Below are 20,199 nucleotides of genomic sequence, written 5' to 3' on the forward strand. Positions count from 1 at the left end.
AGCGGTGCACCACGGCGAGTGTCCCTTGCCGCGGCCGATCGTCCACCGGTTCACCGCGGTGGCCCCGGCGTCAGGTGACGGTTCCTGTACCTGGGGTCGATCACATACCCCCGGGAGGTACTCCTTCACGGATGCCGGTCGCCGTGTCCGGCGGTCGCGTTCAGCCGTCGCGCAGCTTCTTCAGCCGTTCCACGTCCGCCGCGTGCCCCTCCTTGCCGCCGGGCGTCTCGATGATCAGCGGTACGCCCTCGGTGGCGGGGTGGGTCATCAGCGCGCGGAACGGGTCCTCGCCGATGTGACCGGAGCCGATGTTCTCGTGACGGTCCTTGTGGGCGCCGACCACATCCTTGGAGTCGTTGGCGTGGATCAGCCTGAGCCGCCCCTCGCCGACGGTGTCCACCAGCAGATCCAGGGTCCGGTGCATCCCGGACGGCCCGGTCAGGTCGTGGCCCGCCGCGTAGATGTGGCAGGTGTCGAGACAGACCCCCAGCTTCGGATGGGCGTCCAGCGCCTCGAAGTACGGCCCGAAGTCCCAGGTCCGCGAGCACAGGGAGGCCCCCTGGCCCGCGGTCGACTCCAGGAGGAGGTACGGGTCGTCGTCGTGGGTCAGCTCGTCCAGGAGCGGCAGCAGGTGGTCGCGTACCTGCGCGAGGGCCACCGCACGCTCCCGGCCCCCGGTGGCGCTCCCCGTGTGCACGACCACGCCGAGCGCGCCGATCTCCCGGCCCCGGCGCAGCGAGTGCCGCAGCGACTCCACCGACCTCTCGGCCGTCGCCGCCGTGTGCGAACCGAAGTTGATCAGATACGGGGCGTGCACGTACGCGGGGATCGACCCGGCCGCGCAGGCCGCGCGGAACTCCTCGTCCTGCTTCGGGTTCCCGGGGGGCGTCGCCCAGCCTCGCGGGTTGGCGACGAAGACCTGGACGGTCTCCGCGCCCATCTCGCGCGCGTAGGCCAGACCGACGGAGTGGAGGCCGCCGGCCACGGGGACATGGCCACCGACGGGATTGCGAGGCTGCTTGCTGGTCACACCCTTCAGGGTGTCACGCGCTCCGGTACACCCCGTCGGCGGACCTCCGGGTTCCGCTCGGTGGACCCACGGGCCCGACTCCGCGGATTCCCGGCCCGGCTCAGCGGATCTCGATGGTGATCGTCGATCCCTTGGGCGCGGTTTTGCCGCCGTCCACCGACTGCCCCTTGACGTGGTCCCCGAAGAGCCCGAGCAGTCCACGGTCCTCGTCGACCTGGAACCCGGCGTCCTCGAGCGTGTTCGTCGCGTCGTCCACGCTGTCGCCCACCACGTCGGGCACCCGGACCATCTCGGGGCCCTTGGACACCGTCAGCGTGACGGTGTCGCCCGTGGCGGCCTCGCTGCCCGCGTCCGGCGACTGCCGGGCGACCTGGCCCTTGTCGAACTCCGAGGTGACCTGCCGGGCGGAGATCTTCACCTTCAGCCCCGCCTGTTCGAGCTCCGCCGTGGCGTCCTCGACGGACGTCCCGGTGACATCCGAGACCTCCACCGGACTGCCCTTGCTGACGACGAGGGCGATGGCGGAACCGGCGTGCCGTCGCGTGCCCGCCTCCGGATCCGTACGGATCACCGAGCCCTTGAGCACGTCCGCGCTGAACTCCCGCGTGATCATGCCCGCGGCGAGTCCGTCGCCCTCCAGCACGTCCCGCGCCTTGGACAGCGTGAAGCCCGACAGGTCGGCCACCCGCACCGTCTTCGGGCCGTCGGAGACGGTCAGCGACACGGAGTCGTGGTCACGGATGCGTGCGCCGGGCTGCGGGTCACTGCTGATCACGGTGCCGCGCTTCACGGTGTCGCTGTACGCGTGCCTGACCTGGCCGACGTCGAGCCCGGCCGCCTCGATCCGCGACCTGGCCTGCGTCTCGGTCTTCGCCAGCAGCAGCGGGACCTTCGTGAACTGGCCGGAGTTGATGTACCAGACGCCCGCGCCGAGGCCGAGCGCCAGCAGGATCGCGGTCACGATCACGATCGTTCCGCGCCGCGGGCGTGAGCCGCGCCGTCGCGTGGGGGCGGCCGGCTCGGAGGCGAGCACACTGGTCTGTTCGAACCGGCTCGTCCGATTGAGCACGTCGCCCCCGCCGGCCGCGTCCTCCTCGTTCACCGGCAGCAGACGCGGCACCGACAGGGACCGCGGGATCACGCTCGTACGGTCCTCCGCGTTGTCATGGCCCGCGGTGACGGCCTGCGGCGGAACGGCGTCCAGCTGCTCGGCGGTGAGCCCGGCCCGAGCCTCGAGCACGTGGCCGAGCAGCGTCACCGCGTCGTGCGGGCGCATCCCGGGGTCGCGGGCGGTGGCCGCGGCGACCAGCTGGTCGAGCGCGAAGGGCAGGCCCGGCACGGCGGCCGACGGCGGTGGTACGTCCGCGTTCAGATGCTGGTAGATCACCTGGGCGGGGGAGTCACCGGAGTGCGGCTTGCCGCCGGTGAGCATCTCGTAGAGGACGACTCCGCAGGCGTACACGTCGACGCGGGTGTCGGCGGTGCCGTGCTCGATCTGCTCGGGAGCGAGGTACGAGACCGTGCCGAGCACGGACCCCGTCGTCTGGGTGACGGTGTCCACCGCCCGTACGAGGCCGAAATCCGCCACCTTGACCCGGCCGTCGTCCCCTATGAGGACGTTCTCGGGCTTCATGTCGCGGTGCACGAACCCGGCGCGGTGCGCGGCGCCGAGCGCGGCGAGCACCGGCTCCAGGACGTCCAGTGCGGCCCGCGGCTGGAGCGCCCCGCGCTCGCGCAGCACGTCGCGCAGGGTGCACCCCGCGACGTACTCCATGGCCAGATAGACGTACGACCCGTCCGTCCCCTGGTCGAAGACCTGCACCACATTGGGGTGCGCGAGCCGGGCCACCGACTTGGCCTCGCGTATGAACCGCTCGACGAACGAGACGTCGGCGGCCAGCGTCGGGTGCATGACCTTGAGCGCGAGCACGCGGTCCAGACGGGTGTCCAGGGCCCTGTAGACCGTGGCCATTCCGCCGACCGCGATCCGGGCGTCGACGCGATAGCGGCCGTCGAGCATCTGCCCGACAAGCGGGTCCTGAAGGGTCGTATCCACGCAAGCGAGTCTACGAGCCGTCGCCGTTGGCGCTCTCGCTGTGGCCCGTACCGGGGCGGGACTGCAGCCGACCTGTGACGCACATCGCGCCGAAGAGGTGACGCGGCCCGCTCCGCCGGCGGCGACCCCCACCACCCGGAGCCCCACGCTCCCACTGGCCGGAAACCGCCGTCACGCGACCGCCAGGAGGAGCCCGTGACGGCACGAATCGGTGCCACGGCGGGCACCGGTCCCCCGCCGCCGCGATGCCCGGCGCCGCCGCGCTAGAAGGCCGGCCGCTCCGGATCCAGCCGCGCCAGACCCTCGGCGGGAGAGGACGCCGAGGCGAAGTGCCGCCGGGGAATCCGCCCCGCACGCCGCGCGAGACGCCCCGCCTCCACGGCGTGCCTCATGCCCTCGGCCATCAGCACCGGCTCCTGCGCCCGTGTCACGGCCGAGGCGAGCATCACACCGGCACACCCCAGCTCCATCGCCAGCGCCGCGTCCGACGCCGTACCGGCCCCCGCGTCCAGGATCACCGGCACGCGCGCGTGCTCCACGATCAGCTCGAAGTTGTGCGGGTTGCGGATCCCCAGGCCCGAACCGATGGGTGAGCCGAGCGGCATGACCGCCGCGCACCCGACATCCTCCAGCTTCCGCGCGAGCACGGGGTCGTCGTTCGTGTACGGCAGCACCGTGAAGCCGTCGTCGACCAGCGTCTCCGCGGCGTCGAGCAGCTCGATCGGGTCGGGCAGCAGGGTGCGCTCGTCGGCGATGACCTCCAGCTTGACCAGATCGGTGCCGAGCGCCTCCCGAGCGAGCCGCGCGGTCAGCACGGCCTCGCCCGCGGTGAAGCACCCCGCCGTGTTCGGCAGGACGCGGATGCCGAGCCGGTCGAGCACGGACAGGACGGAGCCGTGCGCCGCGGGATCCACCCGGCGCAGCGCGACCGTCGTCAGCTCCGTCCCGGACGCCACGAGCGACCGCTCCAGCACGTCGAGACTGGGCGCACCCCCCGTACCCATGATCAGCCGGGACGTGAAGGACGTACCTCCGAGGACGAACGGATCGTCGGCCATGGGTCAGCCTCCTTGGACAGCGGTGAGGACTTCGACACGGTCTCCCTCGCGCAGGGACGTGGACGACCACTGGGTGCGCGGGACGACCGTCTCGTTGAGCGCGGCCGCGACGCCGGAGGGCGCCGCCGTGAGCGTGGCGACGAGCGTGTCGAGGGCGGTGCCCGCGGCGACGAGCCGGCGCTCGCCGTTGACGAGGATGTTCATACGGGCTGCTCCGTGCGTGTCGGGCTGAACCGGTGGGGAGTGAAGGGGCGCGCTTCCTCGGGGAGCTCCCCCGAGGCGAGGACGTGCGCCATGACGTCCCCGGTGACGGGAGTGAGCAGGACGCCGTTGCGGTGGTGGCCGGTGGCCAGCAGCAGTCCGTCGAGCCCGGTCGGGCCGAGCAGCGGAGCGTTGTCGGGCGAGCCGGGGCGCAGTCCGGCCCGGGTCTCGGTCAGCGGCAGTTCGGTGATCCCGGGCACCAGCTCATGGGCGTCGCGCAGCAGCTCGTACACCCCGCCCGCGGTCACCGTGGTGTCCCAGCCCAGCTCCTCGCTGGTCGCGCCGACGACGAGCTCGCCGCTCTCGCGCGGCACCAGATAGACCTGGCTGCCGCGGACCACGGCCCGCACGGTGCGGCTCAGGAAGGGCGCGTACCGCTTCGGCACGGTCAGCCGCAGCACCTGCCCCTTCACCGGGCGGACGGGCGGCCTCACGTCGTCGGGCACGCCCTCGAGTCTCCCGCTGAGGCTGCCCGCGGCCAGCACCACCTGCGTCGCCTCCAGCCGGTCGCCGCCCGCGGTGACGACCCCGGTGGCCCGCTCCCGGACCACGGTCAGCCGCTCCGCCCAGGTCCTGTGGAACACCACTCCGGCTCGCTCACACGCAGTGACCAGGGCCTTCGCGAGGCGGCGCGGGTCGATCTGGTGGTCGCCGTCGACGCGCAGACCACCACGGACACCCGGCGCGAGCATCGGCTCCAGCCGGCGGCACTCCCGGCCGCTGAGCCACTCCGAGTCGAGCCCCGAACGGTTCTGCAGGGCATGCAGTTCACGCAGATGGGCGCGGTCGTCGGAGTCCAGGGCGACGGCCAGCGTGCCGCACCGGCGATAACCGAGGTCCTGGCCCGCCGCCTCGGTGAGCTCGGCGACGAAGTCCGGATAGCGGCGCGCGGAGGCGAGGTTCAGGCCCAGCAGGGTCTGCTCGCCGTAGTGCAGCTCGGTGACGGCCGCGAGCATTCCGGCGGCGACCTGTGCGGCCCCGCCGCCCGGTTCCGGGTCCACGACCGCCGTGGTGAACCCGCGCTGGGCGGCCCGCCACGCCGTGACCAGGCCGATGATCCCGCCGCCCACCACCAGGACGTCGGACGTGACGGACCTCTCCGCCGGTGTATGCGACATGGGCGTCCAGCCCCTCCCTTCGCCGGCATGACCCGGATCAGGTTCGTACGGTCGGAGGCCGCCAGCCTCCCTCTCAGCCCGGTGCGTCCGGGCTCCCGCGAGTGCTCTACGTTGACCACCCTAGCTCGCTGCCGCGGGCCTCAGTAAGGGAGCCTCCGCCCATGGCCCGTTCGCTCGACGGCCTCGTCCTCGCCCCGGTAGCCGACCAGGCGCCGGGCCAGGTCGGGACCGGCACCCGGTTCACGTACCACGAGAAGGACGGCGAGATCTGGGCCGAGTACGCGGGTGGCGACATCGTCCGCGGCCGTCTCCTGGGGACCCGGGAGGGCGACCGCCTCGACTTCCGGTACGTACAGCTGGGACGCGACGGCACCACGTCCGGCGGGCACTGCGTGTCGGACGTGGTGGAGCTCTCCGACGGCCGGCTGCGGCTGGAGGAGACCTGGGAGTGGGAGTCGCGGACGGGCAGCGGGACGAGCGTGGTGGAACAGGGCGAACCCCTCGTAGGCCCCGCACAGGCCGCCCGCGTCGAACGGTCCGGCTGACACCGAGTCGCATTGTGGAACAGGTCACTGAGCACGTCCGCTGACTGACGGATTGTCAGGTGTCTATGGTGATCAGGTGAGCGAGCAGACGCAGGGGCAAGCGCAGGGGCCTACGGCACGCCGGGTCGTCATCGCGGGCGCGGGCATGGCCGGCGTACAGACCGCGGTCGCCCTGCGCGAACAGGGCTTCACCGGCGGAGTGACACTGATCGGCGCCGAGCCGCACCAGCCGTACGACCGGCCGCCGTTGTCCAAGGCGGTGCTGCTCGGCAAGGCCGAGCACTCCGCCTTCGACATCGACTTCGAGGCACTGGGCATCGAACTGAAGCTCGGCTGCGAGGCGCTGGGCCTGCGCCCCGGGGACCACGAGCTGGACACCGGCACGGGACCGGTGCCCTACGACGTCCTGGTCCTGGCGACCGGCGCGGAACCGATCCAGCTCCCCGGCGCGCAGGGCATGCCCGGCGTCCACCTCCTGCGCACCCTGGACGACGCCGAACGGCTGCGCCCGGTGCTCGCCCGGCAGCACGACATCGTGGTGGTCGGGGCGGGCTGGATCGGCGCGGAGTTCGCGACGGCGGCGCGCGAGGCCGGGTGCGCGGTGACGGTCGTCGAGGCCGCCGACCGGCCACTGGCCGGGGCGCTGCCCGCGGAGGTGGCCGCGCCGATGGCCGCCTGGTACGCGGACAGCGGGGCCTCGCTGCGCACCCACGCGCGCGTGGAGCGCGTCGAGCCCGGCGCCGTGGTGCTCGACGACGGGTCCCGGGTGCCCGCGGGCGCCGTGGTCGTCGGCATCGGCGCCCGGCCCGCCACCGCCTGGCTGGCCGGCTCCGGCATCGAGCTCGGCGCCCACCGCGAGGTCGTGGCCGACAGCCACCTGCGCACCTCCCTGCCGGACGTCTACGCGGTCGGCGACTGCGCCTCCTTCCCCTCGGGCCGGTACGAGGAGCGCCTTCTCGTCCACCACTGGGACAACGCCCTGCAGGGACCGCGCACGGTGGCGGCGAACATCATCGGCGAGGCCCCGGCGGCGTACGACCCGGTTCCGTACTTCTGGTCCGAGCAGTTCGGCCGTTTCGTCCAGTACGTCGGCCACCACGCGCCCGCCGACACGACCGTCTGGCGCGGCGACTCCTCGGGCGCCGCCTGGACGGTCTGCTGGCTGCGCGACTCCCGCCTCGTCGCCCTCCTGGCGGTGGGCCGCCCCCGCGACCTGGCCCAGGGGCGCCGTCTGATCGAGGCGGGCATGCCGCTGGACCCGGAGATCCTGTCGAATCCGTCCCGCCCTCTGAAGGACGCCATGGCCTGAGCGGGCTCCGACGCCTTCCGCTGGGGCGGGCGACGCCGAGGGGTCGGCCCTGGGCCGGTGGGGTCCCATGTCTGAGGGACGCCATGGTCTGAGCGGGTTCCGAGGCCTTCCGCTGGGGCGGGCGATGCCGAGGGGTCGGCCCAGGGCGTCTCCCGCTCGACGGGCGCCATGGTCTGAGCGGGTTCCGAGGTTTTCCTTCGGGTGGGCGACGCTGACGGGTCGGCGCATGGCCGGTGGGGTCTCCCGCCCGACGGGCGCCATGGTCTGAGCGGGTTCCGAGGTCGTCCTTCGGGTGGGCGCCGCTGACGGGTCGGCCCTGGGCCGGTGGGGTCTCCCGTCCGACGGGCGCCATGGTCTGAGCGGGTTCCGACGTCTTCCCTGGGGCGGGCGACGCCGAGGAGTCGGCCCCGGGCCGGGGGTTCCCTCGGTCGGCGGACCCCGGGCCGACCGGTTCCCTCTCCGGGCGGCGGCCCGGCCGCCGCCCGGCCCGCGCGGGTGCCGCCGCGCCGGAATTCGGCGGAATTCCGCGAGATTCACGCACTTCTGACGCGGGACGGGTGGCGCTCGGGTACCGAGTGTCAGTCCGGGATGGCAGGCTTGTCCCGTGACCGAGATTGACGCAAAGATCGATGCTCTCGTCCCCGCCTGGCTCACCCTCCCCGACATCGCCGAACAGTTCGGCGTCGAGGTGACGCGCGTCCGGCAGCTGGTCAAGGAAGGCCAGCTGATCGCCGTACGCCGTGGTGAGAACCGCGCGCTGCACGTCCCCGCCGCTTTCATCGACGAGGACAAGGTCGTCAAGGGCCTCACCGGCACCCTGACGCTCCTGCGGGACGACGGCTTCACCGACGAAGAGATGCTCGAGTGGCTCTTCACCTCCGACCCGACCCTGCCCGGCACCCCCGCGCAGGCGCTGAGCGAGAATCGCGGCACGGAGGTGAAGCGTCGCGCCCAGGCGCTCGCCGTCTGATCCGACAACACGTCCGGCGTACGGACCACGGCCGGCCCCGGACCACCCCGGCCGCCGTGGTCCGTACGCACCGCCGCACACGGGGGACCCACGCATGCCCGAGAACGCCGCCCGCCTCGCCGACGCCCGCGTCTATCTCTGCACGGACGCGCGCACGCGCCAGGGCGACCTCGCCGAGTTCCTGGACGCCGTTCTGGCGAGTGGCGTCGACATCGTGCAGCTGCGCGACAAGGGCATGGAGGCGGCCGAGGAACTGGAACACCTCCAGGTCTTCGCCGACGCCTGCGCCCGCCACGGCAAGCTCCTCGCGGTCAACGACCGGGCGGACGTCGCGCACGCGGCCGGCGCCGACGTACTCCATCTGGGCCAGGGGGACCTCCCGGTCCCCGCGGCCCGCGCCATCCTCGGCGACGAAATCCTGATCGGCCGCTCCACGCACGCGGCGGCAGAGGCCTCGGCCGCCGCCGTCCAGGAGGGCGTGGACTACTTCTGCACCGGCCCCTGCTGGCCCACTCCCACCAAGCCCGGCCGCCACGCACCGGGCCTCGACCTGGTCCGCCACACCGCCGCGCTGGACACCGACCGCCCCTGGTTCGCCATCGGCGGCATCGACCTGGGCAACCTCGACGAGGTGCTGGAGGCGGGCGCCCGCCGTGTCGTCGTCGTACGAGCGATCACCGAGGCGGACGACCCCGCGGCGGCGGCCGCGGAGTTCGCGAAGCGGCTGCGGCAGGCCTGACCGCCCCGAGCCGCACGGCCCGTGGCCCGCTTGCCGGACCGCCTGCGGCCCGTCGGCCGGAACCCGTGGCCCGCCGGGTCGTCCCGCCGCCCGTCGGCGCGGGCCCGCTCTGTCCGAGGGGTGGACAAGAAGCCGACGAATCAGACAATTCACTGCCGTTCGGTTGGGGGACCGCCGCCCCCTGGCTAACCTGCGAGTATGGCCCTCGGATCTGCCTCCACCAGGACTGACCGCGCACGCATCGTGAGCGACATGCTCGCGTCCGGCAAGAAGACGTACTCGTTCGAGTTCTCCGCGCCGAAGACCCCCAAGGGCGAGCGGAACCTGTGGAACGCGCTGCGCCGGGTAGAGGCCGTCGCCCCCGACTTCGTCTCCGTGACCTACGGAGCGGGCGGCTCCACCCGCGCCGGCACGGTCAGGGAGACCGAGCAGATCGTCGCCGACACCACGCTCACGCCGGTGGCCCACCTCACCGCCGTCAACCACTCCGTGGCCGAGCTGCGCAACATCATCGGCCAGTACGCGGACGCGGGGATCCGGAACATGCTCGCGGTCCGCGGAGACCCGCCGGGCGACCCCATGGGCGAGTGGGTGCCGCATCCCCAGGGCCTGACCTACGCGGCCGAACTCGTCCGTCTCATCAAGGAGTCCGGCGACTTCTGCGTGGGCGTCGCCGCCTTCCCGGAGATGCATCCGCGCTCCACCGGCTGGGACACGGACGTCGCGCACTTCGTCGACAAGTGCCGGGCCGGCGCGGACTACGCGATCACGCAGATGTTCTTCCAGCCCGAGTCGTACCTCCGGCTGCGCGACCGGGTCGCGGCGGCGGGCTGCGGGACGCCGGTGATCCCCGAGGTCATGCCGGTGACGAGTGTGAAGATGCTGGAACGGCTTCCACAGCTGAGTAACGCTTCGTTCCCGGACGTCCTGAAAGAGCGGATCCTCACAGCCAAAGACGATCCGGCGGCTGTACGCTCCATTGGCATCGAGTTCGCGACGGAGTTCTGCGCGAAGCTGCTGGACGAGGGCGTCCCCGGACTGCACTTCATTACGCTGAACAACTCCACGGCGACGCTGGAAATCTACGAGAATCTGGGCCTGCACCACTCACAGCAGGCCTAGACCGGCCGCACCCGCGTACGACACACTGCGTAGCGGCCACTGGGAGAGGGGCGTACATGGGCTTGACGGTCCTCTATATCGCTTTCGGCATCGTCGCACTGTGGCTCCTCGGCGAGGTTCTGCTGCAGTACAAGGCGCGGCTGCGCTACCGGCTGCTCGCCTTCGTCGGCTTCGCCGGTGTGGTTCTCGGTGTGCTGATCCCGTCCGTGATCGTCGTCGGTCTGGGCGCGGCCGCCTTCGCGGTCGGCCAGACGTACGTCACGCTGTCGTTCCGGCGCGGCTTCGCGGCCGGCTGGGCGGTGGGCAACCGTCAGGCAGCCGAGAAGGCTCCGGACAAGGGTTCGGGCAGGAGCAAGCGCCGTCGCGGCGAGCCGGACCGCCAGGATCCGATGCAGGAGGTCTCCGACCTCGAGCCGGAGCAGGAGGCGGCCGAGGACGCAGGGTATCCGCAGGGTGACGACGACTACGCCCGCGAGGACGACGTCTTCACGCCCGCGCACTCCGACCGGTTCATGCCGACCGGCTCCGGCGACCTCACGGCGACCGGGGGCACGGCCGTGTACGAGCCCCAGCCCCTGCCCGATGACACCGGCTCCTACGGCGTCTACAGCGACGCCGCCTACGCGGCCGCCGCGGGTCAGTCCGGTCAGTCCTACGCCGCCGCTCCCTCCCAGGACCAGCAGGCCTACGCGTACGACGGTTACTCCGGTTACGACCAGCAGCAGTACGGCTACGACAACGGCCAGCAGCAGTACGCCGCCTACTCCGACCCGTACATCGGCACGCAGACCTACAACGGCGCGGCGTACGACATGACGTACGGCGGCGATCAGCAGTACACGCAGCAGCAGGGCTACGGCCAGGACCAGTACGCCACCGGCGGCTACGGCGGCGAGACCCCGGCCGGCGGCGTCTGGGTCCCGCAGCAGCGCAGCACCGACGACCAGTACGGCGGCGAACTTCCGCCCGAGCAGCAGTACCCGTACCAGGACAACGGCCAGGGGAACGGCAACGGGAACGGGAACGGGAACGGCGCCGGGTTCGACGAGCAGTACCGGTACTGACCGTCCTCAGGGGCGGGAGCGCCTCGGCGGTCGGTCAGGGCCGGTACGGACGGCCCCCAGGGGTGCTCTCCGGGGACCCCCGGGCTCACTGCGAGCCCCGGAAGCCCGGCCCTTCCACGATCAGCCCGGACACCAGGGCGCCCGACATCCCCGCGTGCGGAAGGCCGCCGCCGGGATGCGTCCAGCCGCCGACCGTGAACAGCCCCGGCATGCGGGTGCCGTTCGACGGGTGCAGCAGCCGGCCGGCCGCCGCCGCGAGCGCCGGTGCGGGGACCGCGCCGCCCTCCGCGCCCGTCGCCTCCGCGACGTCGGACGGGGTGCGGACCTCGTGCCACAGCAGACGCTCACGCACGTCCGGCACGGCCCGCCGGGTGGCGTCGAGCACCCGCTCCACGTCCGCCTCCGACACCCGCAGACCCGACGGCACCGTGACCGTCACGGTCACTGCCTCGTGCTCCGCGTCGGGCGCGAGACCGGGGTCGTCCGGGCGCGAGACGGTCACCGTGGGCGCGGCGGGGAGTCCGGGACGCGCGCCGAAGAGCCGCTCCAGCTCGTCCTCACGGTCGGGCGTGTGCACCACCGTCCGGTGCGCCACCCCCGCCGGCCGTCCGCCGCGCAGCGCCAGCAGCACGGTCAGCCGGCTCGGCGCGCCCCGCTGCGGCGCGACCTCGTCACCGCCGCGCAGGGCCGCCCCGGCGACGAGACGGTCCAGCACCTCGGGCGCGACACCGGCGACCACGAAGTCGGCGTCCTCGACCGTCGCCGCCGCGGAGCCGACAGCCCGGGAGGGGTCCTCGGCGAGCTCGACGCCCACCGCTCGTCCGTCCTTCTCCACGATCCGCCCGACCGGCGTCCCGAAGCGGAACTCCACCCTGCGGGCCAGGCACCGCTCGTACACCGCACGAGCCAGCTCCCGCAGGCCTCCGCGCACGTACCAGGTACCGAAGGCGTGCTCCATGTACGGAAGCACGGCCGCGCTCGCCGGTGCGACGCGCGGGTCGAGCCCGTACGCGAGGGCGTGGCTCTCCAGGAGGGCGGCGAGCCGCGGCTCGCGCAGCTCCCACGCGCCGACCTCGGTGAGCGTGCCGGCCCGGCGGGTGCGCAGCATTCTTCTGTGCGACACCGCGGGGTAGGGCTCGCGGTCGGCGAGCACCTGCCAGTTCGGCCACAGCGGCTCCTCCAGGAGCGGGCGCCGTGTCCGGTCCCAGGCTTCGCGGGCCTGCACCAGGAAGTCGCCCCACCGCTCGCCCGCGCCCGCCCCGAGCGCCTGGTCGAGGGCGGTGACGACACCCGCGCGGGAGGCGTTGGGCAGCGAGACCTCGGTGCCGTCGGCGAAGACATGGCGTGCGGACGGGTCCACCTGGACCAGGTCGACACACGCCTCCAGCGGCTCCTTGCCCGTCTTCACGAACAGATCGCGCAGGACGGCGGGCACCCGCAGCAGGCCGGGGCCCGTGTCGAACGTGAAGCCGTCGCGCTCGAAGCGGCCCAGCGCTCCGCCGTACGTCGACGCGCGCTCATACACCACCACCCGATGGCCCGCGACGGCCAGCCGGGCGGCGGCCGCCATCGCGCCCATCCCGGCGCCGATCACCGCAATCCGTCCCATGCCCGCGACCTTATCGGCCACCACTGACAGGCCGGGCCACGGGCCTGGCGCGGGGGTCAGCCGGGTGGTGGCCCGACGTGTGCGGCGAGCCGTCTCTCCTCCCGGCGCTGGGCCCTGCGGCGCAGGAACCGCCGGATCCGGGAGACCAGGAAGAAGAGCGTCAGCAGCCCCACGAGCAGCAGCACGGCCGCGATGACCGCCGCGGCCACGGGATGGAACATCGCGAACGTCAGGATCCCGGCGACGCCGAGGTCCTCGGCGATGCTCATGGCGACGTTGCTGAACGGCTCCGGCGAGGTGTTGATCGCCATCCGGGTGCCGGCCTTGACCGCGTGGCTCGCCAGCGCGGTCGAACCGCCGATCGCGCCCGCCGCCAGATCGGGGAGGGAACCGCTGTGCCCGGCGAGCAGCGCACCGACCACCGCCCCCGCCACCGGCCGGACCACGGTGTGCACCGAGTCCCACACCGTGTCCACGTACGGGATCTTGTCGGCGACCGCCTCGCACAGGAAGAGGACGCCCGCCGCGATGAGCACGTCGGGGCGCTGCAGGGCCTCGGGGACGTCGTCGCTCAGGCCGGTCGCGCCGAAGACGCCTAGCAGCAGCACCACCGCGTACGCGTTGATGCCGCTGGCCCAGCCGCTGGTGAAGACCAGGGGGAGTACGGACACGGCAGCGATCGTAACCAGTCGACGACGGTCCGTCCTGGGCATGAGCGCCCAGGGCTAGGTATCCGTACCCAGTGAGGGAGATGAGTATCCGGACGGATGGGGTCCGACCCGTGCGAACGGGAGAGTGGAGGCACGGAAGGGGGCGCGGCTCCGGTACCGCCGACACGGGGCGGCGGAACGGTTCCCGCGCCCTTCGGCCGCTCCTTCCGCCGGCCCGGTCGGCGGGAGTGAGGCACGGGGGACCCCGGGGAACGACCGGACGGGGCCCGACGGAGAGAGCGGGGAGCACGGGGGAGTACGGCGAAGCGCCGGTTCGAAGTGGCCCGCGGGGGACGCGGCCACCTCGGACCGGCGCTTTCGTACGGAGCCGGGCCGCCGCGCCCGGCTCCGGCGGTGCGTGCCCTAGCGGCTGCCGCTCACGCGCCCCTGGAGCAGCCGTGAGAGCGCGGCGTGGACGTCGTCCAGGGAACGCTCGGGCTGGAAGGCCTGCCAGTCCAGGGCCGCCACCAGGACCATGCCGACCAGAGCGGCCGCGGTCAGCGGGATGTCGATCTCGTCGCTGAGCTCACCGCCCGCCACCCCCTCGCGCAGCACGTCCTCGACGACCGCGACCGCCTCCCGTCTGACCACCATGAGCGTGGACTGCCAGGCCCGGTTGGTGCGCCACAGCTCGGCCACGTACAGCTGGGTGAAGGCCGGGTAACGGTCCATGAAGACGAGCCCGGCGCGGATCATCGCGTCCAGGGCGTCGACTCGCGTCCCGCCCTCGCGCTCGGTCCGTTCCGCGGCCTCGCGCAGGGACGTGGTGAGGAGCCCCACGCCGTGCCGCAGCAGCTCTTCGAAGAGGACGGCCTTGCTGGCGAAGTTGTAGTAGACGGTGCCCTTGGCGACCCCGGCCCGCTCCGCGATCTCGTCCACGGTGGTGGCGGAGAAACCCTGTTCCGCGATGAGGGTGACGGCCGCTTCGTAGAGCTTCTGCCGGGTGGCCTCGCGGCGACCGCCGCCTGCCGTGGTGTTGCTGCTTTCCATGGCCCTGATTGTCACAGGCTCAGCTCCGGGTGAAGGCGGTCCAGGGTCCACACCTGCCTGTTGCGCGCCGACAGCGCGGTGAGCGCGAGGGCGCCCGCGGTGAACGCCGTGAGGACGGCGCACGCCTGCCATACGGGTCCCAGACCGCCGCCGGTGATGAGCCTGCGGAGTGCCTCGACGACGTAGCTCATCGGCAGGAAGGGGTGGATCGCGTTGAAGAAGCGCGGACTCGTCTGGACGGGGTAGGTGCCGCCCGCCGACGTCAGCTGGAGCATCAGAAGGGCCAGTACGAGGATCCGGCCGGCCGCTCCGAAGCGCGCGTTCAGCCACTGGACGACGGCCGCGAAACACGCCGTCACCAGGCACAGGAAGCCGACCGTCCCGGCCGCCCGCACCATCTCCAGGCCGATCGCCCAGTGCAGTACGGACATCAGGGCCGCCGTCTGCAGCACGCCCAGGGCGGCCACCGGCAGCCAGCCCGCCAGGGCGATGCGCCAGGCCGAGGCGCCGACCGCGAGTGCGCGCCGGTTGAGCGGCGGGATCAGCATGTAGGCGACCATCGCGCCCACCCACAGGGACAGCGGGATGAAGTACGGGGCGAAACCGGTGCCGTAGTTGGGCGCCTTGTGCAGGTCCCTGGAGGCGAGCTGGACCGGGTCGGCCATGACGTGGGTGCGCCGGTCGCGGTCCTGCCGGTCGTAGTCGGGGATCCGGCCGGCGCCGTCGTGCAGGCCCCCGGCCAGCTTCCCGGAGCCGCCGACGAGCTGGTAGATGCCTCCGTCGAGGTCGCTCGCGCCGGTCGTCAGCCGGCCGACACCCGTGTCCAGGTCCGCCGCGCCGGTCCTGGCCGTGCCGAGTCCGGTGTGCAGTTTCTCGGCACCCGCGGCGACCTTCGCGGCGCCCGCGTCCAAGTCATTGATCTTGGAGACGGCGTCGTCGAGGTCCTCGGACAGGTGCGGTGAGCGGTTCGCGAGCGCACGGGCCTGCTTCTGGAGCGTGCCCAGGTTCCGGTCGAGCGTGTCGAGGTCGCCGCCCTGGTCGTCGACGAGCGTGTCGAGGTCGTCGGCGACCGCGGCCACGTCCGCGGCGGCCTGCCTGGCCCTCTTGAGATCGGGGCACGCGGGGTCGGGGACCGGCAGGGTCTCGCAGCGCGCCTTGTAGACGTTGTTCAGCACGGTGGAGGCCGTGTGGGCGCCCTTGGCGGCGGCCGGAGCCGCCTCCACCAGGGTGCCCAGGTTGTGGCGGACCGCCGAGGCGGAGTCGGCGACGAGACGGGCCGTGTCGCCGATCGACTTCTCGTTGGCCTTCACGAAGGGGCCCACCTTGTCCGCGACGCCGTTGACCCTGGTGGCCAGTGCCCGGGTGCCGTCCGCGACCTGCCGTGAACCGTCCTCCAGGTCGCCCGCGCCCTTGTCGAGCCTCTTCAGGCCCGTGGAGAGCTTCCCGCTGCCCTTCTCGGCCTCCTTCAGGCCGTCCGCGAGGTCCTTGGAGCCCTTCTTGGCCTTGCCGATCCCGCCCTTGAGCCGGTCGGCTCCCTTGGCGGCCTTCTCGGTCTCGCCGTGGATGTCCGAGAACGAGATGAAGATCTTGTCGAGGAACGATCGCGACGCCTTCGTGGAGGCCGCGGTGCGCACCTCGCTGAAGACCGTGCGCGAGATCTGCCCGACGATGTAGTTGTTCGCGTCGTTCGTACGCACCTGGAGCGCGCCGGTCTCCGGTGCGTCCCCGGAGCTGGAGGCGATCCTGCTGCTGAAGTCGGTCGGCATGGTCAGCGACAGGTAGTACGTGCCGTTCTCGACACCCTTGCGGGCCTCGGCGGCGCTCACCTCGTGCCACTCGAAGGTGTCGCTGTCGCGCAGCCCCTTGGTTATGTCGTCGCCCGCCCTGACCTTGGCGCCCCCGGCCGTCGCCCCCCGGTCGTCGTTCACGAGCGCCACGGGGATGCGGTCGAGACGGCCGTACGGGTCCCAGAACGACCACAGGTAGAGGGCGCCGTAGAGCAGCGGCAGCAGGAGGAGCGCGGCGAGTGCGGCGCGCGGCAACCTGCCCCGGCCGAACCGCCTGAGCTCAAGAGCGGCCAGTTTCGGTGAGCGCATCGGCCGTCTCCTTCTCGTCCTTCGTGGGGGGTTCCGCGGTCTCGCGGAGGTCGTCGGCCGCACGGGGCTCCGCGGTGCCGCCGAGGGCGTCGGCTGTACGGGCAGCGCCGGTCTCGTCGGGGTCGTCGCCTGTTCCCGTGGGCTTCCCGGTCCGGCCGGTGGACACGATGACCGCCCCTTCGGGGGCCTCGCTGCAGACCGCGAGGACGGTGGTGCCGGACGCGGCGATCGACGCCAACAGGGCCCACGCATCGGCCCGTTCGGCATCCGACAGCTTGAGGTCGGTGTCGTCGACGCCGAGCAGCCCCGGGCGGCCGACGAGGGCCAGCGCGACGGACAGCCGCAGGCTTTCGAGCCGCTCCAGATCGCGTACGGCGGTCCGGGACCCCTTGGGCAGGGCTTCCCGGTCCAGCCCCGCGGCGGTCAGCGCGTCGTCGATCAGCCGTTCCGTCTCGGCGTTCCGCTCGGCCCTGGGGCGCCACAGCCCCCGCAGCGACCCCCCGAACCGCCTTCGCAGCAGCGCCCGTTCGAGCAGGTGCTCCCCGACGGTCAGGGCCGGGTCCAGGTCGGTGACACCCGGGACGTGGGCGAGCGCGCTCGCGCGGCGCACCGCGGCCATCTGCTTCGGCAGGGTCGATCCGCCCACGACGGCCCTTCCCTCGGTGGGCCGCATCCGGCCGGTGAGGGCGAGCAACAGGCACGTCCGGCCGGATCCGGACGGGCCCTCGACCGCGATCAGCGAACCGGGCTCCGCGCTCACCCCGACCCCGCGGAACGCCCAGCCGCGGGGCCCCTCGAGTCCGAAGTCCGTGGCCGTGACGCCGAGTCCGTGCGGACCGTCCACAGCGTCCCCACCCCCCTGAACAATTTTTGAACTGACTGGTCAGTGCAAAAACTAACGCGAACCTTCGATCGAAGCAAAGGCGCAGGTCAGAACGGATTGTCAGTGGCATACCTCACGATGGGCACATACGGCCACAGTGCCGTCACACAGACGACAGGAGGTTCGTCATGGCCACCTCTTCCGCAGCAGCCCCCCACCGGCGCCGCGCCACCGGCCCTGCCCCCTCACTGACCGGCCCCGCGAGCGACGTGCACCCCGTGCTCCGCCGGACCACGGCCCCGCCCGCCGCCCTCGACCTGCTGGCCCAGGCCCGCGCCGGACTCGAGGAGGCGGCGGTCCTGGAAACACCCAACGAGCGCTATGCGACGGCCCACTTGGCCGCCCTGCGCACCGCCGCCGCTGTCCTCGCCGCGCGGGGACGACCCGAACCCACCCCCCGACGCCGGGCCCGCATCCGCAGCGCCTGGGAGGTGCTCCCCGAGATCGCGCCCGAACTGACCGAGTGGAGCGCCCTGTTCGCTTCCGGCGCCGACCGCCGCGCCCGGGCCGAGGCCGGCATCCAGGGCGCGGCGGGCAACCGCGACGCCGACGACCTCATACGGGACGTGGCGATGTTCCTGCGCATCGTCGAGCGGATGCTCGTGCTGCAACCCGTCCTGCCCCAGCCACGGCAGGACGGGAGCCGGGAGGTCCCGGACGCCGGCTGACCGCGCGGGGGAGGGGGAGCAGGACGCGCGCGGTCCGGCGCCGCCGTCGAAGCCGTGGACCGCCGCACCGGCGGTCGCACCGGTGGACCGCACGCCCGCCGTGCGGTCCACCACCTGATCCATGATTCGGGTCCGTCACCCCGGTCCATCGCCCGATCCGTCACCTCGCTCGTCACGTGATCCACCACGTGATCCGGCGCGTGAGACGGAGGATCGGGTACGGCGGCGGAGGCAATAGGGTGGAGACGCCTGATGCCTCCCGCCGGGAGGCCCCCCGATCGCTCCGCCCTCCCCGAGGCGGTGCCGCGCCGAGGAGTCAACTGCCGTGTCGGACCCGATGCGCCCCCGCGCTTCTCTCCGTACCGCCGTGGTCTGGGAGGTCCTCAAGGACGCCCTCGACCGCCGGGTCAAGGCGACCGGACGGGAGTCCCTGGACGTTCTCGACACCGGAGGCGGCAGCGGCAACTTCGCGGTGCCCGTGGCCCGTCTCGGCCACCGCGTCACCGTCGTCGACCCGAGCCCGAACGCGCTGTTCGCGCTGGAGCGCCGGGCCGCCGAGGCCGGCGTCGCCGACCGCGTCAAGGGCGTGCAGGGCGACGCCCACGGTCTCTTCGACGTCGTCGAGCGAGGCGGCTACGACGCGGTGCTGTGCCACGGGGTCCTCGAGTACGTGGACAACCCGGCCGAGGGCGTGCGCAACGTGGTGGACGCGCTGCGCCCCGAGGGCGTCCTCAGCCTGCTCGCCGCCGGCCTGGGCGGCGCGGTGATCGCCCGCGCCCTCGCCGGGCACTTCAAGGAGGCCAGGCACGCCCTCGCCGACCCGGACGGGCGCTGGGGCGAGGGTGACCCCGTGCCCCACCGCTTCACCGCCGAGCAGCTCACCGCGCTCGTCGAGGGCGCGGGCCTGCGCGTCGGCGCCGTGCACGGCGTACGTGTCTTCGCGGACCTGGTCCCCGGAGTCCTCGTGGACACCGAACCGGGAGCCCTCGAAGCACTCCTGAAGCTGGAGGCGGCGGCCGCGGAACTCGCCGCGTTCCACTCCGTGGCCACACAGCTTCATGTGCTCGGTGAGCCGCAGGGGACCGACGAGGCCTGAGTCGTCCGCCGTGGTGCGCCCCTGATCAGGGGCGGGGCGGCAGATGGAGTACGCCACAGGCCACCCGATCGAGCCCTCGGCGCCGTATGATCGAGGGAGACCGTCCGGCATGACGGGCCGGTCGCTGGGGAATGCACGCCTCAGTGGATCGGGGTGCCATGGCGGGTTCCGGTTGGCGAATTGGCGCAGAGGGGCGGGTTTCACGGGGGCGATTCCCTGCCTATCCTGAAGGGGACCCCCGGTCGCCCCGGCGACTGCACGATGAGGAGGACGCCGTGCCGCTCTCGGAGCACGAGCAGCGAATGCTCGAGCAGATGGAGCGAGCGCTGTACGCCGAAGATCCCAAGTTCGCGACAGCGCTTGAGGGAAGCGGGCTGCGTACGTACACCCGGCGACGGGTCTACCAGGCGGTCGCGGGCTTCCTGGTGGGTATCGCGCTCCTCATGGCCGGAATGGTCGCAGTACAGATCTGGCTGAGCGTGGTGGGTTTTCTTGTCATGCTGGGCTGTGCGGTGCTCGCCGTCACCGGTTGGCGCAAGGCTCCCAAACCGGGAGAACAACCGGCGACGCCCGGCGCACCCGCCGCGCGTCGCCAGGCGCGACAGCGCCGCTCCATGATGGACCGCATCGAACAACGCTGGCAGCGACGCCGCGACGAGCAGGGCCAGTAACAGCATCATCAGCAGCGGCCGCCGTGGCAACGACGGACCGGCCGCAGCCGTAGGACATCGTGAGGGGGTGTCCACCCGGACCGGGTGGACACCCCCTCACCTGTTGCCACCAACCCCTGCCGCTGCCTTCGGCCGAGCCCACCCGCCCATACCCGACCTGGCCCGGTCCGCCGGTGGCACGGCTCGACCGGCGGCCCGGCCCAT

At 72.7% G+C, this 20,199-nt stretch carries 19 protein-coding genes and 1 riboswitch; of the genes, 9 read left to right on the top strand and 10 right to left on the bottom strand.

The genetic code is table 11. The features are described from left to right. Positions 1 to 160: 160 nt before the first annotated feature. The 5 genes from OG199_RS30015 to thiO all read right to left on the bottom strand — a co-directional run bounded on the left by OG199_RS30015 (position 161) and on the right by thiO (position 5,523). Positions 161 to 1,030 carry a deoxyribonuclease IV gene (locus OG199_RS30015; RefSeq protein ID WP_405832094.1) on the bottom strand — a complete coding sequence of 290 codons (870 nt, stop codon included), beginning with the start codon at positions 1,028 to 1,030 and terminating at the stop codon, positions 161 to 163. A 100-nt stretch (positions 1,031 to 1,130) separates the two neighbouring features. Continuing rightward, positions 1,131 to 3,086: a Stk1 family PASTA domain-containing Ser/Thr kinase gene (gene pknB / locus OG199_RS30020; RefSeq protein ID WP_405832096.1), complete on the bottom strand. Its 1,956-nt coding sequence runs from the start codon at positions 3,084 to 3,086 to the stop codon at positions 1,131 to 1,133. 263 nt (positions 3,087 to 3,349) lie between these two features. Continuing rightward, positions 3,350 to 4,144 (bottom strand): thiazole synthase, encoded by a 795-nt coding sequence (locus OG199_RS30025; RefSeq protein ID WP_405832097.1) that lies wholly within the window; start codon positions 4,142 to 4,144, stop codon positions 3,350 to 3,352. 3 nt (positions 4,145 to 4,147) lie between these two features. Further along, positions 4,148 to 4,348, bottom strand: coding sequence for a sulfur carrier protein ThiS (gene thiS, locus OG199_RS30030; RefSeq protein WP_356804382.1), 201 nt, complete (start codon positions 4,346 to 4,348; stop codon positions 4,148 to 4,150). Beyond that, a complete protein-coding gene (thiO, locus tag OG199_RS30035; RefSeq protein ID WP_356804384.1) occupies positions 4,345 to 5,523 on the bottom strand; it encodes a glycine oxidase ThiO in 1,179 nt (392 codons plus the stop codon). Before thiO ends, thiS begins: the two co-directional genes overlap by 4 nt. Then, positions 5,521 to 5,632: riboswitch (TPP riboswitch) on the bottom strand. (Overlaps the previous gene by 3 nt.) 52 nt (positions 5,633 to 5,684) lie before the next feature. On the opposite strand from thiO, the gene OG199_RS30040 reads away from it, so the two are divergent. From OG199_RS30040 to OG199_RS30065, 6 genes are all read left to right on the top strand, one after another. Then, the gene (locus OG199_RS30040; RefSeq protein WP_405832099.1) at positions 5,685 to 6,068 is read left to right on the top strand and encodes a hypothetical protein; all 384 of its coding nucleotides are present in this window, start codon (positions 5,685 to 5,687) and stop codon (positions 6,066 to 6,068) included. A 76-nt stretch (positions 6,069 to 6,144) separates the two neighbouring features. Then, positions 6,145 to 7,377, top strand: coding sequence for an FAD-dependent oxidoreductase (locus tag OG199_RS30045; protein ID WP_356804387.1), 1,233 nt, complete (start codon positions 6,145 to 6,147; stop codon positions 7,375 to 7,377). A gap of 604 nt (positions 7,378 to 7,981) precedes the next feature. Next, positions 7,982 to 8,347 carry an Rv2175c family DNA-binding protein gene (locus tag OG199_RS30050; protein ID WP_266698587.1) on the top strand — a complete coding sequence of 122 codons (366 nt, stop codon included), beginning with the start codon at positions 7,982 to 7,984 and terminating at the stop codon, positions 8,345 to 8,347. A gap of 94 nt (positions 8,348 to 8,441) precedes the next feature. Next, positions 8,442 to 9,086, top strand: a complete 645-nt coding sequence (gene thiE / locus OG199_RS30055) for a thiamine phosphate synthase (protein ID WP_405832102.1) — start codon at positions 8,442 to 8,444, stop codon at positions 9,084 to 9,086. 198 nt (positions 9,087 to 9,284) lie between these two features. Then, a complete protein-coding gene (gene metF / locus OG199_RS30060; protein WP_405832104.1) occupies positions 9,285 to 10,208 on the top strand; it encodes a methylenetetrahydrofolate reductase [NAD(P)H] in 924 nt (307 codons plus the stop codon). A 56-nt stretch (positions 10,209 to 10,264) separates the two neighbouring features. Next, positions 10,265 to 11,272 (top strand): hypothetical protein, encoded by a 1,008-nt coding sequence (locus OG199_RS30065; RefSeq protein ID WP_405832106.1) that lies wholly within the window; start codon positions 10,265 to 10,267, stop codon positions 11,270 to 11,272. Between the two features lie 85 nt (positions 11,273 to 11,357). On the opposite strand, the gene OG199_RS30070 is transcribed toward OG199_RS30065, so the two are convergent. The 5 genes from OG199_RS30070 to OG199_RS30090 form a co-directional block, all read right to left on the bottom strand. Then, positions 11,358 to 12,881, bottom strand: a complete 1,524-nt coding sequence (locus OG199_RS30070) for a phytoene desaturase family protein (protein ID WP_405832108.1) — start codon at positions 12,879 to 12,881, stop codon at positions 11,358 to 11,360. 56 nt (positions 12,882 to 12,937) lie between these two features. Continuing rightward, the gene (locus OG199_RS30075) at positions 12,938 to 13,552 is read right to left on the bottom strand and encodes a DUF4126 domain-containing protein (RefSeq protein WP_401798678.1); all 615 of its coding nucleotides are present in this window, start codon (positions 13,550 to 13,552) and stop codon (positions 12,938 to 12,940) included. 402 nt (positions 13,553 to 13,954) lie between these two features. Continuing rightward, complete coding sequence (locus tag OG199_RS30080) at positions 13,955 to 14,581, bottom strand: helix-turn-helix domain-containing protein (RefSeq protein ID WP_351724453.1); 627 nt, start codon at positions 14,579 to 14,581, stop codon at positions 13,955 to 13,957. A gap of 11 nt (positions 14,582 to 14,592) precedes the next feature. Then, on the bottom strand, positions 14,593 to 16,677 hold the full coding sequence (locus OG199_RS30085) for a YhgE/Pip family protein (protein ID WP_405832110.1): 2,085 nt from the start codon (positions 16,675 to 16,677) through the stop codon (positions 14,593 to 14,595). Continuing rightward, a complete protein-coding gene (locus OG199_RS30090; RefSeq protein WP_405832112.1) occupies positions 16,649 to 17,521 on the bottom strand; it encodes an ATP-binding cassette domain-containing protein in 873 nt (290 codons plus the stop codon). Before OG199_RS30090 ends, OG199_RS30085 begins: the two co-directional genes overlap by 29 nt. 167 nt (positions 17,522 to 17,688) lie before the next feature. Between OG199_RS30090 and OG199_RS30095 the strand changes: the two genes are divergently transcribed. From OG199_RS30095 to OG199_RS30105, 3 genes are all read left to right on the top strand, one after another. Then, complete coding sequence (locus OG199_RS30095) at positions 17,689 to 18,228, top strand: SAV_6107 family HEPN domain-containing protein (RefSeq protein WP_356800447.1); 540 nt, start codon at positions 17,689 to 17,691, stop codon at positions 18,226 to 18,228. A gap of 325 nt (positions 18,229 to 18,553) precedes the next feature. Further along, the gene (locus OG199_RS30100) at positions 18,554 to 19,324 is read left to right on the top strand and encodes a methyltransferase (protein WP_356800448.1); all 771 of its coding nucleotides are present in this window, start codon (positions 18,554 to 18,556) and stop codon (positions 19,322 to 19,324) included. Between the two features lie 275 nt (positions 19,325 to 19,599). Continuing rightward, the gene (locus OG199_RS30105; protein ID WP_153291062.1) at positions 19,600 to 19,995 is read left to right on the top strand and encodes a DUF3040 domain-containing protein; all 396 of its coding nucleotides are present in this window, start codon (positions 19,600 to 19,602) and stop codon (positions 19,993 to 19,995) included. Positions 19,996 to 20,199 lie beyond the last annotated feature (204 nt).

Source organism: Streptomyces sp. NBC_01176 (genome assembly GCF_045039825.1).
Classification (GTDB): Bacteria; Actinomycetota; Actinomycetes; order Streptomycetales; family Streptomycetaceae; genus Streptomyces.